Source organism: Stappia sp., from assembly GCF_048261845.1.
Taxonomy (GTDB): Bacteria; Pseudomonadota; Alphaproteobacteria; order Rhizobiales; family Stappiaceae; genus Stappia.
Genome location: NZ_JBLXFR010000015.1, coordinates 1 through 15,162, shown reverse-complemented (window position 1 = coordinate 15,162; position 15,162 = coordinate 1). Strand labels below are relative to the sequence as shown.

The following is a 15,162-nucleotide window of genomic DNA, read 5'->3' as shown; positions in this document are numbered from 1 at the left end:
GTGATCAGGATGTCCGCGGGAACGCGGTCGACATGCCCGTGGGCGACGGGCGGGAGGAGGCTTCGTGGATAGAAGTTTCGGCGCCTTCGATCAACTGTCTGTTCAGCGCCGCGATCTCGTCCCGGGTCCAGAACCAGGAAAGACAGTCGGCCGCAGGGCCTGCCTCGGGGAGCGCGGCATTGACGCCGAGACTGGAGATCTGCTCGGCGGCGAGCTCCTGTGCCCGGGCCATGCATTCGGCGAAATCGGGAACCGCATCGCCCATGCCCGCCGGTGCATCGCTTTCGCAAAACGCGTCGATCAGGCTCGCGGGACGAGCTGGCGCCCTGGCCGCGAAACGGGGAACGCTCCACACGCCGGTTCGCGGATCGACCTCGTAGAGCGACATGAATGCCGCGCCGTGCGCCGCGACGAACCGCACCGCCTCGATGATGTATTGCGTGGTCCTGTCGTCGAAGAAATAGTTGAACCCGAGCCGGACCCAGCCCGGCCGAAGAAGCCCCTGCCCGTCACCGACTTTTTCCTCGTGCCGGGCCGCGTCGGCCTCGTCGATGCCAAGCAGCGCATGGCCATAGGGGCCGGCGCAGGAACATCCGCCACGCGCCTGGATGCCGAACAGGTCGTTGAGCAGGGCCACCACGAAACCGTAGTGAAGCTTCTTGGCGCCGCAGCGGATGTTGAAGGCGAAAACCCCGATGCGGTCCGCCTCGGCGGGGCCGAGAAGCTCGATGTTCCGGTCCGCGGACCAGCTGCGCATGGCGCGCTCGACCATCACCGCCTCGCGCCGCTCGATCTCCTGCGCGCCGACCCGGTCCTTCAGTTCCAGAACCAGGCCCGCCTTGATGTCGCCGATGATGTTCGGCGTTCCCGCCTCCTCGCGCCGCTCGACGCTTGAGACGTAGCGATGGCCGGTCGCGGTGACGTAGCTGACGGTGCCGCCGCCGGTCATCGTCGGCTCGATTCCCTCGAACAGCGAGGCGTCGCAGACCAGCAGGCCCGAGGCGCCCGGACCGCCGATGAACTTGTGCGGAGACAGGAACAATGCGTCGGGCTGGTCTGCGGCTCCGGCGGCGCTCTCCGCGATCGACACCGGCATGTAGGGCGCACCGGCCGCGAAATCGCAGAAGAACAATCCGTCATGCGCATGCAGCAGGCGTGCGATCGCCCGGATGTCGCTCTTGATCCCGGTGACGTTCGACGCGGCGGAAAACACGCCGATCTTCGCGACATGGGAAGACGCCGCCTCCAGTTCACGCCGCAGCGTCGCAAGGCAGATGCCGCCATCGGCGTCCAGCGGTATCCTGCAGATGCGCGCGCCGCTCTCCCGCCAGGGCAGGTCGTTCGAGTGATGCTCGTAAGGGCCGACAAGCACGACCGGCCTGTCGGCCTCGGCCAGCCCGGCAAGCTCGGACCGCCGTGGCAGCGTGCCATTCAGCTGCAGGGCCCGCACAAGCTTGTTGACGGCCGAGGTCGCCCCCGAGCCGGTGAAGATCACCGCATGGCCGGAACCGGCGCCGACCGACTTGCGGATCGCATCCCTGGCAATCTCGCGCAGCCGCGTTGTCCGGCGCCCGGTATGGGAGGTTTCGGTGTGGGTATTGCCGTAATTGGGCAGGAGCTGCGAGCGGATGAGGTCCTCGATGAACGTCAGGCCACGCCCCGAAGCCACATAGTCCGCATAGACGAGAGGGCGGGTGCCGAACGGCGTCGCGATCGCCTGCCCCTCGCCGATGACGCCGGCGCGAATGGCATCGATCAGGGCCTCAGGCGCCCCCTCCGACAGCATCGAGCGGAAGCCTCGTGCTTCGTTTGATTTGCTCCATTGAGAAACAGGATGTGACATCATTCAACTCGATTAGATTGATGAACTTCTTGTAGAACGCGTCATATGACGAGTTACTTCGAGTGATCACTTTCAGCAGATAGTCGTACTCACCGGCCAGCCTGTTCACTTCGACGATTTCAGGGAAAAGACCCACCACCTTGTTGAATTTTTCCAGCCACTCGGTGTTGTGGTGGCTGGTTCGTATCATCACGAAAACCGTAAGATCGAGGCCGATTTTGCTTTGATTCAAAAGCGTTACGCGGCCATCGATATATCCTTCGCGCTCAAGTTTCTGAAGCCGTCGCCAGCATGGCGTGGTCGAAAGACCTACGCGCTCAGATATTTGAGCTACGGACAGACTAGCATCATCTTGAATTGTGGATAGTATCTTTCGATCAAACTCGTCAATTTGCATCTTTCATACCCCAAAATCGCATTTTCATGGTTCATACATTCTAATCGAGATGAAATTTTCGTCCATCGGAGAATGAGCTTCCTAAATGCCGGGCGCATGGAAACATGCCTCCGGAGGAGCGGACCAAAAGCAGAAGGGGAAACAGGCGCGGCCATGCAAGCATCGCTTGTGCGTCGCTGTCGTGCGCTGTGCAGGGTGGGAAGGTCTCGCTCGGGCGCGCCGGTTAGCCGCGCACGAACTCGGCGTGTTCCAGCATGTAGGCCTCTGCCGCGATCATGTGTTCGCGCATGATCCGGCAGGCACCGTCCGCATCCCCCGCCTTGATGGCGCGCAACAGGCGGACCTGGTAGTCCAGTCCGGTCTCGCGAAGGGACGGGTTGGCCTTGCGGTAGATCGCCCGGCAGGCGGTCATGTCGCGCAGCAGGCTGACCAGGAAGATGCAGACGAACCCGAGCAGCGCGTTGTCCGTGCGCCGCGCCAGTTCAAGATGAAAATCCAGTTCGGCCAGCCGCTGCTTGTATTCTTCTTCCGCTGTCTGCGGTTCGCTCTCGTAGAGGCGGATGGTCTGGCGCAGCGCCGCAAAGGCTTCCTCGGAGAGCTTGCCGGCGACGCTCGCCGCCAGCAGCGGCTCCAGTTCCTTGCGGATCGCATAGATGTCGGCGATCGACGGCGGCTGGAACAGGAACAGGTTGTCGAGCAGGCGGATCGCCTGGCCGGCGCCGACGCTGGACACGAAGACACCGCCCCCCGGTCCGGTCTTGCTGGTCGTCAGCCCCTGGAATTCGAGGACCTTCAGCGCCTCGCGCAACGTCCCGCGCGAGGCGCCATGCGTTTCGGGCAGCAGCCAGTCATGCGGCACGCGGTCGCCGGGAGCGAGCCCCTGCGCGACGATCATCTCCCGGATCTTGTCGGCAATGATGTCGGGCCGCTTGGGCCGGCGCAGGATGGCGGAAAGCTGCGAGAGCATCGGCGCGGGCGCCGTCGGGTCAAGGTCAGACATCTCCCCTCCCGTTTCCCCCTGTCTGTCTTTCCGTGTCCACCGGATGGTGGCAGGCCGTCTCGTGCGCCGCCGCGCCTGCCGCAGGTTCAAGAGGCGGGTGCGTCGCAAGGCAGACGTCCGTACCACGCGGACAGCGCGCATGGAAAGCGCAGCCGGGCGGCGGATTGTAGGGATCCGGCAACTCGGTGTTGGCATCTTCGGGAATGAGCGAGCGCCGGCCCGGCACCGGCGCCGATTTCAGCAGGAGATGCGTATAGGGATGCCGGGGCGCCGCGAAGATCTGCCCTGCCGGGCCGACTTCGGCGACCCGTCCGAAATACATCACCGCGACACGGTCGCTGACGCTCTCCACCACGGACAGGTCGTGGCTGATGAACACATAGGTCAGGCCGAAACGGGTCTTGAGGCCGTCGAGGATGTTCAGCACCTGCGCCTGCACCGAGACGTCCAGCGCCGATACCGGCTCGTCCAGAACGATCAGCTCCGGATCGGCGGCGAGCGCCCGGGCAATGCCGATGCGCTGCGCCTGCCCGCCCGAGAATTCATGCGGGTAGCGCTCGAGGAACTCCGGCGCCAGGTTGACCGCTTCCATCAACTCGCGCAGCCGCGCCTCGCGCGCGCGCCTGTCGAGACCGAGAAGATGGCGCAGCGGCGCTTCCAGGATCGCGCGGATGGTCTTGCGCGGGTTGAGCGAGGCGACCGGATCCTGGAAGACATACTGCACGCGCCGGGCCAGCGCCCTCGGATCGCGCCGCGCATCGGCAACAAGGTCACGGCCGTCGAAGGTGATCCTGCCGGACGTCGGCCGGTCCAGCCCGACGACCAGGCGGGCAAGCGTCGACTTTCCGCAACCCGATTCCCCGACCACACCCAGCGTCTCGCCCTTGCGCACGTCCAGCGACACGTCCTGCACCGCATGGACGGCCGGCAAGGCCCTGCCGAACAGGGTACGCCCGCCCCCGAACACGCGTTCGGCGTTCTTTATCTCCAGAAGGACGGGATCAGCCATTGGCGGCCTCCCCGGCCAACGGGTGCAGGCAGCGCACCGCCCGCCCCTCGCCGAACGGCGACAGCGGGATGTCCCCCTGCCGGCAATCGGCCTCGGCCCGCTCGCAGCGCTCCGCGAAGGCGCAGCCGGCGGGCAGCGCGTTGACGACGGGCGGGCGTCCCTCGATGGCATCCAGCCGCCTCTCAGGCTGTCCGAGCACCGGCACGCAGTCGATCAGCTTGCCGGTATAGGGATGGGCCGGGCGCGCCAGCACCTCCCCGGTCTCGCCGGTTTCCACGATGCGTCCCGCATACATCACCGCGACACGGTCGCAGACCGCCGAGACCACCCCGAAATCATGGGTGATGAAGAGGATCGCCGCGTTGCTCTCGCGCCGCAGCGCATCCAGCAGCGACAGGATCTGCGCCTGGACCGTGACATCCAGCGCCGTTGTCGGCTCGTCGGCGATGATCACCTTGGCATCGTTGGCCAGCGCCATGGCGATGCACACGCGCTGGCGCATGCCGCCGGACAATTCGTGCGGATAGACCTTCAGCCGTTCTGCCGGATTGGTGATGCGCACCAGCCGCAGCAGCTCCTCCGCGCGCCGGTCGGCCTCCGAGCGTCGCATCGGCCGGTGCGCCATGATCGCCTCGGTGAGCTGGTCGCCTATGGTGAACAGCGGATGCAGCGTCGACAGGGGATCCTGGAAGACGTGACTGACATCGGCCCCGCGCAATTGCCGGATGCGCTCGTCGTTGACGGAGAAGAGGTCCTCGTCCTCCAGCCACGCGGACCCTCCGGTGATGCGGCCGGGCGGGGTTGGAACGAGCCCCATCAGCGACATGGCGGTCACCGACTTGCCCGACCCGGATTCGCCGACGATCCCCAGGCACTCAGCCGGTTTCAGGTGCAGGTCGACGCCGCCGACGGCCCGGTAGGTCTCTCCCCCGACATGAAACTGCGTGTTGAGGCCGACGACGTCGAGCACGCTGTCCGAATGCTTGCGCGGATGCGCCTCGCGCGCGCGGTCCACCGCCGTGCGCGCCACGGGACGCGTCAGCGCGCCGGACTTGAGCCTTGGGTCGAGAACGTCCCGCACGCCGTCGCCGAACAGGTTGATGCTCATCACCAGCACGAAGATCATCAGCCCGGGCACGATCGAGACATGCGGCGCGGTGAAGAGGATCTTGCGTCCGTCGCCAAGCATCGAGCCGAGATCCGCCTGCGGCGGCTGCGCGCCGAGCCCCAGGAACGAAAGGCCCGCCGTCTCCAGGATCATCCAGCCGATCGTCGTCGACATGGTGATGATGATCACCGGCAGCACATTGGGCAGCACTTCGCCGAACAGGATCGCCGCGTTGGACTTGCCCGACAGGCGCGCCGCATCGACGAACTCGCGCCGCGACAGGCCGATGGTAATGCCCCGGATGTTGCGGGCGAAGAAGGGGATGTTGATCACGGCAATCGCATAGAGCGCATTGACGAGGCCAGGCCCGAGCGCTGCGACGATCGCCAGCGCCAGCAGGATGTAGGGAAAGGCCATGACCATGTCGATGCCGCGCATCAGGAGCGTGTCGGTCCGCCCGCCCGCATATCCCGCCACAAGCCCGATCAGAGAGCCGAAAAAGGCGGCGATCAGCGTCGCCGACAGGCCGACGGCAAGGCTGACCCGCGTTCCCCAGACCAGCCGGGACAGGATATCGCGGCCGAGCGCGTCGGTGCCCAGGAGATGCCCCTCGGCCAGCGGCCTGAGGAGACGGTCGGCCGGCGCGGTGACATCGGGATCGGGCAGGGGCAGCAAGGGCGCGGCAAGCGCCGCAAGCACGATCGCGACAAGCACGGCGAGCCCGGTCGTTGCCAGCGTGTTGTTGAGAAGCAGCCGCACGGGGCCCGGCCTGCCCCGCTTTCGGGCCTTGCGCGTCCTGCCTGCGGAACCGGCGGCGGCGGTGTCACTCATCAGCGCAACCTCGGATCGAGCAGGGTCTGGACGACGTCCGCCGCCAGGTTGAACAGGACATAGGCAGCCGCGACGACAACGACCCCGCCCTGCACCAGCAGGAGGTCGCGCGTCGAGATCGCGTTGACGAGCATCGAGCCGATCCCCGGCCACTGGAACACGGTCTCGATATAGACCGCGCCGCCGAGCACGAAGCCCGCCTGGATGCCGATGACGGGAATGACGCTGACCAGCGCCGCCTTGAAGGCATGGCGATAGATCACCCGGCGCTCGGTCAGCCCCTTGGCCCGGGCGGTGCGGATATAGTCCTGCCGCAGCACCTCCAGCATCGCCGTGCGGGTCAGCCGGGCGATCACGCCGGTGGCGACCACCGCCAGCGTCAGCGCCGGCAGGAACAGGTGGTGCAGGAGGTCCGGCAGGTCGCCGCCGCCATAGATGGCGTACATGCCGCTCGCCGGAAACAGACGGATCTTGACGGCAAACACCAGGATCAGCAGCAGGCCGAGCCAGAACGAGGGTGTCGAGATGCCGATGAGGACGAGGACGGTGATCGCCTTGTCCGCGAGGCCGTACTGGCGCACGGCCGAGACGACGCCGGCCACGAGGCCGAGGATCGAGCACAGGACCAGCGCCGTGCCGGCAAGGATCAGCGTGGCGGAGAACCGCTCCAGCACCTCGTCGAGAACAGGCCGGTTGAGCGCGTAGGAGCGGCCGAAATCACCTTGCAGGATGTTGCCGAGCCAGATCAGGTATTGCTGCGGCAGGGGCTTGTCGAGGCCGAGATCCGCGTTCAGCTTGGCGACGTTTTCCGGCGTCGCATAGGATCCGAGGATCGCGGTTGCCGGATCGCCCGGGATCATCGCCATGATCAGGAAGACGATGACCGACAATCCGAACAGGACCGGGATCGCGGCAAGAAGGCGCTTGGCGATATAGGCTGCCATGCGTGAGGCCCTTTTGCGTCTCGTTCGGGGCGCGGTGCGCTTCCATTGCCGGGGCCGCCCGCTCCCGGATGCGAGGGGAGCGGGCGGTCGGATGCGATGTCGCCTCCCTCAGGGCTTGGCGACGTCCTGCAGCATCAGGAAGAAGGACGGCTGCAGCTTGAAGTTCTCGACATTGGCGCCGGTGACCGCGTTCTGCTTCCAGTTGGCGACAAAGACCCAGGGCGCGTCCTCATGGACGATCTCCTGCATCTCCTTGTAGAGCCTCGCCCGCTCGCCCTGGTCGGTGACCGCCCGCGCCTTGTCGAGCAGCTCGTCCACCTTCTCGTTGGCGTAGTAGCCGGAATTGAAGCCGCCCTTGTCCGGCATGGCTTCCGAGCGCAGGGCAAGGAACGGCAATGTGTCCGGATCGTTGGTCATCCAGGCCATCTCCGCCATGTCGGCCTTGCCCTCGAGCCCCGGGTTCACCTTGCCGAGGAAGGTGTTCCACTCATAGGTCTCGATTCTAACCTTCATGCCGACGGCCTGCAGGTCCGCCTGGATCGCGGTGCCCATGGCGACCGGGTCGAGCATGCCCGAACCGCCCTCGGTGACGTAGAAGGTCAGTTCCGCGCCGTCATAACCGGCCTCGGCCAGGAGCTGCTTCGCCTTTTCCGGATCGTGGGGATAGGGCTCAAGGTCCTCGTTATAGGCCCAGGCAAAGGCCGGCGGCGTCGGACCGGCGGCAATGGCGGCCGTGCCCTGCAGGATGTTCTCGGTCAGCGCCTTCTTGTCGATGGCGTAATTGGCCGCCTGACGGATTTCCTTGCTGGCGAAGGGGCCTTCCTTCGTGTTCAGGATCAGGAACCAGACATGCGGCCCGGCCTGCTCGTGAACGGTGAAGGCGGCATCGTCCCGCAGCTGCGTCAGGTTGTCGGGCGGCACCTCGACCATGACGTCGAGACCGCCCGACAGCATCTCCGCGATGCGCGTGTTGGCGTCGGTGATCGGCCGGTAGATGACGGCCTCGAGCGGCGCCGGACCGTCCCAGTAGTCCTCGTTGCGGGTCACCACCAGCTTGGCGTTGGCGTCCCACTCGGCGAACCGGAAGGCGCCGGTGCCGACCGGATTGCGGCCGAAATCCTTGCCGTGCTTTTCCACCGCCGCCGGCGAGACGATCAGCCCGGTCGGATAGGCAAGGTTGGACAGGAAGGGCGCGAACGGCTCCGTCAGCCGGAACTCGACGGTGGTCTCGTCGACCGCCACCACCTTCTCGATCGCCGAGAAGAAGAAGGCGAGCGGGAACGGGCCGGTGTCGTGGAACGGGTGATCCTCGTTCAGCATCCGGTCGAAATTGAACTTCACCGCCTCGGCGTTGAAGGGCGTCCCGTCATGAAAGACGACACCCTCACGCAGCTTGAACGTGTAGGTCTTCCCGTCGTCCGAGATCGTCCAGCTTTCGGCGAGCGAAGGCTCCACCTCCAGCGTTCCGTCCCTGTAGCGGGTCAGCCCGTCATAGACATTCACCAGGATGCGGAAATCGTTGACCGCGGTCACGGCGTGCGGGTCCAGGGATTTCGGCTCCGCGATCTGGCCGACGACCAGAACGTTGGGCGGTGTCTGCGAAAGCGCCGGTGATGCCAGCAACACCCCCGCAGCAGTGATGGCGGCTGCCAGAAGCTTTTTCATCGCGTGTCCTCCATTCGCGCCCGGTAATTAATTCTGATAATATTGGAATGTGCAACCTTTTATCATAATAAATTACCGGCCATGCTGGGCACGCGCGCCGCCCCGCCCGCAAGCACCCGCAAAAGAGGCAAGAGACATGTCCGAGCACACCCCGCGCATCAACTCCTCCCGCCTGCGGGCCCTGCTTGACGGTGTCAACGCGTTCGGAAAAAACCCCCTGACCGGCGGCCTCAACCGCATCGGCTACTCGCAGGCCGACATGGCCGTGCGAAACTGGTTCATGGAGGAGATGCGCCGGGACGGCCTGGCGGTCAGCCGCGACGGCGTCGCCAATGTCTTCGGCCGCTTCGGCCCGGCGGACGGTCCCTCGATCATGGTCGGGTCCCACCTTGATACCGTGCCGGAAGGCGGTGCCTTCGACGGCGCGCTGGGTGCCTGCGTCGCGCTGGAATGCGTGCGCGCGATGCGCGATGCCGGGATCGCACCGGCCGTCGCCGTCGAGGTGGTGGCAACGGCGGAAGAAGAAGGGCGCTTCGGCGGCATGCTCGGGTCCCAGGCGATTGCCGGGCAGGTGACGGCGGAACAGCTGGATGCCGCCGTCGACGCAGACGGCACGCGGCTGGCCGATGCGATGCGGGCCTGCGGCCTTGATGCCCGCGACGCGCTGACGGCGGCACGCGCGCCCGGCTCCGTGACGGCCTTCCTGGAACTGCATGTCGAGCAGGGTCCCGTCCTGGAAGAGCTGGGCATTCCCGTCGGCATCGCCCACACCGTGACCGGCCTCGTCAACCTGGCGGTCCGCCTCGATGGCAAGGCCAACCATTCCGGCACCACGCCGATGCACCTGCGCGCCGACGCGTTCGCCGGCGCGGCCGCCGTTGCGCATGCCATTCCCGAGATAATCGCCCGGCATGGCGGCAAGAACAGCCGCATCACCATCGGCAAGCTCGATATCCGGCCGAACTTCATGCACACGGTGCCGGGCCGCGCCGATTTCATCGTCAACATCCGCGACACCGACGGCCCGACGATGGCCACGCTCGTTGACGCGGTCAAAGACAGCATCACTGACGCCGCCCGTTCGAACGGGCTCACCTGCATGATGGAAGAACAGAGCCCGATGGCGCCGGTGACGCTCGATCCCGGCCTGACGGACATCCTGCGCCAGGAGGCCGCGCGCCTCGGCCTTGCCGCGCTCGACATGCCCTCGGGTGCCGGACATGACGCGCAGACGATGCAGGCATTGTGCCCCGCCGCCCTCGTTTTCGTTCCAAGCCGCGATGGCGTCAGCCACTCCCCGGAGGAATTCACGCACTGGCCCGACATCGAACAGGGGGCGGCCCTGATGCTTGCCACCCTGGTCCGGTTGGCAACCGGCCAGGACTCCCCCCCTCGTCAGTCGCCGGCGGCCTCTCCGCCGCGATCCGCGCGGGCACCGTGAACGAGCCTCAACCCGTGCATGCCCGGCGAGGCATGAAACCGCCCCGCGGTACCCGTCGCCGGGCCGCCGTCCCGCAGCCTTCCATGGCGGGCCGCTTCCGGCTGGTAGTTCACCGCATCGAGCACGACGCGTTCTTCCAGGCCGCGCCAGACGAGACGGTATTCCTGCCCTTCGGCAAGACCCAGCAGCGCCAGCCCGCGCGGCGTCGTGATCGGCTGGAACACACCCACCAAGAGGTTCATCCGCTCGTGCGAGAGCACCCGCGTTTCGGCGCATGCGCCATCGACCCGGAACGTCACGCGGCTGTTCAGCGTCGCCACATTGCCGGGGATATCGTCATGCAGGACCATCCGCGCGGTCTTCAGCTTTCGCGCCAGGATCGGCGCCAGCGGGTCGTGCGGGTCGACATGACGGTCGCGCATCGCCTCGAGGATGGTGAAATCCTTGGTGGTCAGGATACAGGTCTCGTTCAACATCGCAGGTCTCCATCGCTCCGCTGCGGGAGCGGTTGTCGTGACACGAAATGGAGGGATCCCCTGGCCGCGTGATGCGACACAGGGGCTACGATCCTGCGATAAGGCAACCTCCGCTCAGCGAGAGGTCGCGTGGAGACCGGAGATGGGTCACGATACCGGTCGCGGCTCGCCGACGGCCTCGTCGGCGGAAATGCCGGCAGGCGCCTCGACGCTTTCCACGGTCAGCCGGTGGGTGCGCCCGTCCCGCCCGGTCCAGTCGATGGACTGGCCAGCCGAAAGGCCGATCAGGGCCACCCCGATCGGGGTAAGCACGGAAATCCGCCCTTCGGCGATATCGGCATCTACGGGGAAGACCAGCCGCACGGAGCGGTCCTCTCCCGCATCCGTGGTGAACCGCACCTTCGAGCCCATGCGCACGACATCATCGGCAATCCGCCCGTCCGCGACGATGCGCGCGCGATCGAGTTCGGCAAGGAGCTCCTCGGCAACGGCCGGGTTTCTGGCGAGGAAGTTGTCGGCCAGCCCCGACAGGCGCTCGTGGTCGGAGCGGATCATGCGGATGGCGGGCTTGCGATGCTTCTTCGTCTGGGAAGCCATGTCCGGCTCTCCTTGCGGGATATGCGGCCCGCTGGCGCATCTCGTGCGCTGTCGGGTCCGGTTTCGGTATCTTGGGATGATGTATGTCGCGTGTGTGGCTGCGCATCGTCCTGCAAGGCAGGGATGTCAGCCTGTGCCCCGCGGCCGGGGCGCGACGCGACCGGGCCGGGGGCTAGTGTCCCGCGATGGGACACACCCTGTGAAGGTTCGGAGAAGGATACCCGGTCTTGAACATGTTCTGAGAGTTGGGGGATCGCGGCGGCAAAGTCAAGCCGGCAGCCTCGCCCTTCAGAAATGCAGGCCGAACTTGAAACTCGCCGCATGGGAGCGGCTTTCCCGGCCGAAGCTGCCATTGTAGCGGAGCTTCGCCTCGAAGCGCTCGCCCTGCAGCACGCTCAATCCGGCGGTGACCGTCCCCCGCACCCTTTCGCGATCCGTCGCGACGGAGAACTTCGTTCCCGCCAGGGCGCCCATGGTGAAGGACTGGTTCATCCGGTGCTCGCCGTCGAGCGCGATGGCAAGGCCTGCCTCCAGATAGGGGCGCACGACGAGGTCGCCATCGAAGCGGATATCGGTGCCCAGGCGCAATTGCGGATGCAGATCGGCCAGGAACATGTCATGCGCGTCGACGGCCAGCCCGAAGCTGCCCGCGCCCCGTTCCGTGTAGCCGAAATCGTGTATCCACGACATGTCGAGATCCAGCGTCGGGATCGCGAAGACCCCGCTGAAATCGAACGCGTGCGCCATGCGCAGGCGGGCCGAGATGCCGGCCGCCTTCTGGTCCGACTGTGCGATCGCGCCCGGCAGGGGGACGACGCGGCTGGCCTCTCCCCACGTATAGGAGCCGGTCACGGCGGCCGAGGCCAGCCAGGCATCGCGCGTGTATTTCAGGACGCCGCCGGCATGAATGCCGTAGCCGTCGCTGGAAACGCCCGCGCCGCTGCTGGTGCTCATGTTGAAGCCGGCACCCGCACCGAGCCGCCAGTTCTCGGCGATGGCCACCTGCCGGCCGACGGAGAAACCGGAAGCGCGGACCGTGTTGCCCGAGGCGAAATTGTCCGTGATCCGGTGTGTGGCCTTGGCCCAGTTGCATTCGCCCTCGCGCAGGGCCGCCCAGGGCCCGTACTGGGTTCCGCAGCTGTGCAGGTTGTCGATATGCGAGATGGCGGCAACGTGCTGGTTCACGGCGACATCGTAGTCCTGCGACGCGTCGAGATGATTCGAGAGCGTGCCCGACAATGCGCCGCTGCCCGTCGTGTTGGCCGCCGCCAGCAGGAAGGCGTAGAGGTTCTCGTCTTCCGGGCTGACGCTCTCTCCGTTCATCCAGCGCTGCACCAGCGGGTCCACGGCCCGTGCCACGGTTTCCGCATTGCCGGAAAGTCCGGCATTGGCAAAGCTCGCCGTCACACCGGTCACGGAAACGCTGTCGGCGCTGCTGGTGGTATGAAACGTCAGGACCGGCGTGTTGGCCACATGCCCGGCGACCGAGCCCGCGCCAACGCTGTCGACGATCTCGACGGAATGCGCCAGGTGCCCGAAAGAGGCCAGATAGGGGTTGAGGGTTCCGCCATCGTTCTCGACGGTGAGCGCGGAAATATACGCCGAGGTTCCCGCCCCCGGATCGATCTCGAGGAAATGGCGACCGCTGCTGCCCAGCGTGTAGAGGCCGGCATTGATCAGCGATCCGTCGATCACCCCGTTGTTCGTCACCGAGACGGTGCCACGATCCACCTCGATGGTTCCCTCGATGCCGCCGCTGGCGCCGATATCGATCCGCCCGTCGCCATTGGTGCGGATCGCGGTCTGCCGGCCGCCATAGCTGGCGATCCTGCCGCCATCCGCGCCGACCGCGGCGACCGTGCCGTCAATGCCGAGCGAGAACCGTCCCAGTGCGTCGTCGATCATGATGGCGTTGGTGGCCGTGGCAGCGTCGCGGGCCAGCACGACGGCGCCCTCGCGCACATTGACACTGGTCGTGATCGTCGAATTGCCGCCATGCGCAAACGAGCCGGTCGTGCCGTTGACGGCGCGAATGGCCGCTCCCTCCTCGCCCGCGGCGCTCACCCTGCCGCCGATGTCGAGCGAGATCGCCGTCCCGTCGGATCTGCGCGCCAGCGCGGAAATCGCCGAGGCGTGGTTCCCGCTCACCGAGACGGTGCCGCGCTGGTTCACCCTCACCTGGCCCGATTGCCGCCCGGTTTCATGACCGGCGATCATCCGCCCGCCATTGTCGCTTTCCACCACCAGGGCCCCGCCGCTGGCCGAATAGGCGAAGATGCCGTCCGAATAGGCGCCGCTCGTGCGAATGTCGCCATGCGAGGTCACCGTGACCGCCCCGCCGCCGGCCGACGCCGAAGCAGGGGTCGTCGGCCCGGACGGGATCCCGATTGTCTCGCCGTCGATCAGCGCCAGCCCGCCGCCGCTTCCCGCCGACTGGGCGAAGATGCCATGCGCGTGGGCGCCCGAGGTCGTGATCGAACTCGCTCCGTCCAGCGACACGTCGACGGCGCCGCCCGTGCCGCCGCTGCCCGTGTGCAATCTCAGGTCGAAGATCGCCGTGCCGGATCCCGCGTCGACCGAAAGCAGTCCGCCGCCGCCACCGATCGACTGCGCCAGCACGCCAAAGGCGAAATCCCCGCCCGTGACCACGTGGCCGCCGGCGAGGTCGACCGTTGCGCGGCCCCCGTTCCCGCCGGTTGCCGTCGTGCGTCCGAACGTGGCGTTGAGGTTGAGCGTGCCGACAGCGTCCGCATTGACCGTCGCCACGCCGCCACCGCCGCCGACCGACTGCACCACGATCCCCTGGGAGAGGTTGCCATGGGTTGCAACCGTGCCGGAAAGCGTTGCCTTCGCCTCGCCGGCGCTCGCGTATCCGGCGTGTTCCGTGCCGAAGTCGAGCTGCAGCGTTGCCGAGGCTCCGTGCGCCAGGCCGGCGAAGAACTCGCCGCCGCCGCTGCCGATCGACTGGCTCAGGATGCCGAAGGAGTTGACGCCCGCCGTGGCGATGTTTCCGGTCGCCGCGACGCTGGCGAGCCCCCCGGCCCCCTCCGCCGCGCCGCGCCCGCCAAGGCGCGCCGTGATCCGCTGGTCGGCAATGGAGAGCGTGTCGGAGATGATCACGCCGGCGCTGCCGCCGCCCGAGGCGACCGACTGCGCCACCAGGGCGTGCGACAGGTCGGCGGCGGTGATGACACTGGCGGCGTTCGCGCCTCCCGCATGGCCGAACGTCACCGTCGCCGTCCCGCTTCGCGCCGGGTGGCCGCTGTGGCCCTGTTCGCCGCCGAGGGTGACATCGAATGTCGCCGTGGGCACGTCTCCCGCCATATGGGTGCTGCCGAGCACCGTGGCGAACGTCCCGCCTCCGCCTGCGATCGACTGGGCCAGCACGGCGCGGGATCCGGTGCCGGAGGTCGTCGCAGAAGCTCCGGCGGCCAGTGTCGCACGGCTGTCGCCCGACGAACTGGTCCGCGAATGGTCCGCCGAGCCCAGCGCGACGGTGAAATCATAGGTCGAGCTCGCCGTGCCGGCGGTTTCCGTCGCCGGTGCCGTTTCGCCCGCCGCAAGGCTCAGCGCCTCGACATGGCCGATATCGCCTCCCCCGCCGCCAAGCGACTGGGCCAGGATCGCGTGAGAGGCCGCGCCGAAGGTCGACACGGTGCTGCCCGCCGCCGTGGAGATATCGACAGTGCCGCCGTTCCCGTCGGTTCCCGTGCCCGACCCGCCGAAGATCCTGCGCGCCACCTCCCGCGTCACCACCGCCCGCACGTTCGGCGGCGAGGGCGCCGTGTCGGTGGCATCGGTATCGGCATCGGCGTCGGCATCGCGGTCGCTCGCCTGCCTGAGGTCATACG

At 67.0% G+C, this 15,162-nt stretch carries 11 protein-coding genes; 1 reads left to right on the top strand and 10 read right to left on the bottom strand.

The features are described from left to right. Positions 1-4 precede the first annotated feature (4 nt). The 7 genes from ACN0T5_RS08500 to ACN0T5_RS08470 all read right to left on the bottom strand — a co-directional run bounded on the left by ACN0T5_RS08500 (position 5) and on the right by ACN0T5_RS08470 (position 8,797). Positions 5-1,786: an aminotransferase class V-fold PLP-dependent enzyme gene (locus ACN0T5_RS08500; protein ID WP_417768191.1), complete on the bottom strand. Its 1,782-nt coding sequence runs from the start codon at positions 1,784-1,786 to the stop codon at positions 5-7. Then, a complete protein-coding gene (locus ACN0T5_RS08495; protein ID WP_417768251.1) occupies positions 1,764-2,234 on the bottom strand; it encodes an Lrp/AsnC family transcriptional regulator in 471 nt (156 codons plus the stop codon). The genes ACN0T5_RS08500 and ACN0T5_RS08495 overlap by 23 nt, the downstream gene beginning before the upstream one ends. Before the next feature lie 229 nt (positions 2,235-2,463). Continuing rightward, positions 2,464-3,240, bottom strand: a complete 777-nt coding sequence (locus ACN0T5_RS08490) for a FadR/GntR family transcriptional regulator (protein ID WP_417768190.1) — start codon at positions 3,238-3,240, stop codon at positions 2,464-2,466. Continuing rightward, positions 3,233-4,249, bottom strand: coding sequence for an ABC transporter ATP-binding protein (locus tag ACN0T5_RS08485; protein WP_417768189.1), 1,017 nt, complete (start codon positions 4,247-4,249; stop codon positions 3,233-3,235). Before ACN0T5_RS08485 ends, ACN0T5_RS08490 begins: the two co-directional genes overlap by 8 nt. Further along, entirely contained in the window at positions 4,242-6,188 is a 1,947-nt protein-coding gene (locus ACN0T5_RS08480) for a dipeptide/oligopeptide/nickel ABC transporter permease/ATP-binding protein (protein WP_417768188.1), read from the bottom strand. The genes ACN0T5_RS08485 and ACN0T5_RS08480 overlap by 8 nt, the downstream gene beginning before the upstream one ends. Continuing rightward, positions 6,188-7,132 carry an ABC transporter permease gene (locus ACN0T5_RS08475; protein WP_417768187.1) on the bottom strand — a complete coding sequence of 315 codons (945 nt, stop codon included), beginning with the start codon at positions 7,130-7,132 and terminating at the stop codon, positions 6,188-6,190. Before ACN0T5_RS08475 ends, ACN0T5_RS08480 begins: the two co-directional genes overlap by 1 nt. A 108-nt stretch (positions 7,133-7,240) precedes the next feature. Next, positions 7,241-8,797 carry an ABC transporter substrate-binding protein gene (locus ACN0T5_RS08470; RefSeq protein WP_417768186.1) on the bottom strand — a complete coding sequence of 519 codons (1,557 nt, stop codon included), beginning with the start codon at positions 8,795-8,797 and terminating at the stop codon, positions 7,241-7,243. 136 nt (positions 8,798-8,933) lie between these two features. Between ACN0T5_RS08470 and ACN0T5_RS08465 the strand changes: the two genes are divergently transcribed. Continuing rightward, a complete protein-coding gene (locus ACN0T5_RS08465; RefSeq protein ID WP_417768185.1) occupies positions 8,934-10,238 on the top strand; it encodes a Zn-dependent hydrolase in 1,305 nt (434 codons plus the stop codon). Here ACN0T5_RS08465 and ACN0T5_RS08460 read toward each other — a convergent pair. From ACN0T5_RS08460 to ACN0T5_RS08450, 3 genes are all read right to left on the bottom strand, one after another. Then, positions 10,193-10,714, bottom strand: a complete 522-nt coding sequence (locus tag ACN0T5_RS08460; protein ID WP_417768184.1) for a nucleoside-diphosphate kinase — start codon at positions 10,712-10,714, stop codon at positions 10,193-10,195. The two genes, ACN0T5_RS08465 and ACN0T5_RS08460, sit on opposite strands and share 46 nt — an antisense overlap. 147 nt (positions 10,715-10,861) lie before the next feature. Continuing rightward, the gene (gene rnk / locus ACN0T5_RS08455) at positions 10,862-11,311 is read right to left on the bottom strand and encodes a nucleoside diphosphate kinase regulator (RefSeq protein WP_417768183.1); all 450 of its coding nucleotides are present in this window, start codon (positions 11,309-11,311) and stop codon (positions 10,862-10,864) included. A gap of 288 nt (positions 11,312-11,599) precedes the next feature. Then, positions 11,600-15,162 (bottom strand): autotransporter outer membrane beta-barrel domain-containing protein (locus tag ACN0T5_RS08450; RefSeq protein ID WP_417768182.1); only part of this gene is annotated, 3,563 nt, incomplete at its 5' end.

What these genes read in the sequence shown, in the direction of transcription:
- ACN0T5_RS08500 (WP_417768191.1), bottom strand. Translation starts at nt 1,786, where the DNA reads ATGCTGTCGGAGGGGGCGCCTGAGGCCCTGATCGATGCCATTCGCGCC.
- ACN0T5_RS08490 (WP_417768190.1), bottom strand. Translation starts at nt 3,240, where the DNA reads ATGTCTGACCTTGACCCGACGGCGCCCGCGCCGATGCTCTCGCAGCTT.
- ACN0T5_RS08485 (WP_417768189.1), bottom strand. Translation starts at nt 4,249, where the DNA reads ATGGCTGATCCCGTCCTTCTGGAGATAAAGAACGCCGAACGCGTGTTC.
- ACN0T5_RS08480 (WP_417768188.1), bottom strand. Translation starts at nt 6,188, where the DNA reads ATGAGTGACACCGCCGCCGCCGGTTCCGCAGGCAGGACGCGCAAGGCC.
- ACN0T5_RS08475 (WP_417768187.1), bottom strand. Translation starts at nt 7,132, where the DNA reads ATGGCAGCCTATATCGCCAAGCGCCTTCTTGCCGCGATCCCGGTCCTG.
- ACN0T5_RS08470 (WP_417768186.1), bottom strand. Translation starts at nt 8,797, where the DNA reads ATGAAAAAGCTTCTGGCAGCCGCCATCACTGCTGCGGGGGTGTTGCTG.
- ACN0T5_RS08465 (WP_417768185.1), top strand. Translation starts at nt 8,934, where the DNA reads ATGTCCGAGCACACCCCGCGCATCAACTCCTCCCGCCTGCGGGCCCTG.
- ACN0T5_RS08460 (WP_417768184.1), bottom strand. Translation starts at nt 10,714, where the DNA reads ATGTTGAACGAGACCTGTATCCTGACCACCAAGGATTTCACCATCCTC.
- rnk (WP_417768183.1), bottom strand. Translation starts at nt 11,311, where the DNA reads ATGGCTTCCCAGACGAAGAAGCATCGCAAGCCCGCCATCCGCATGATC.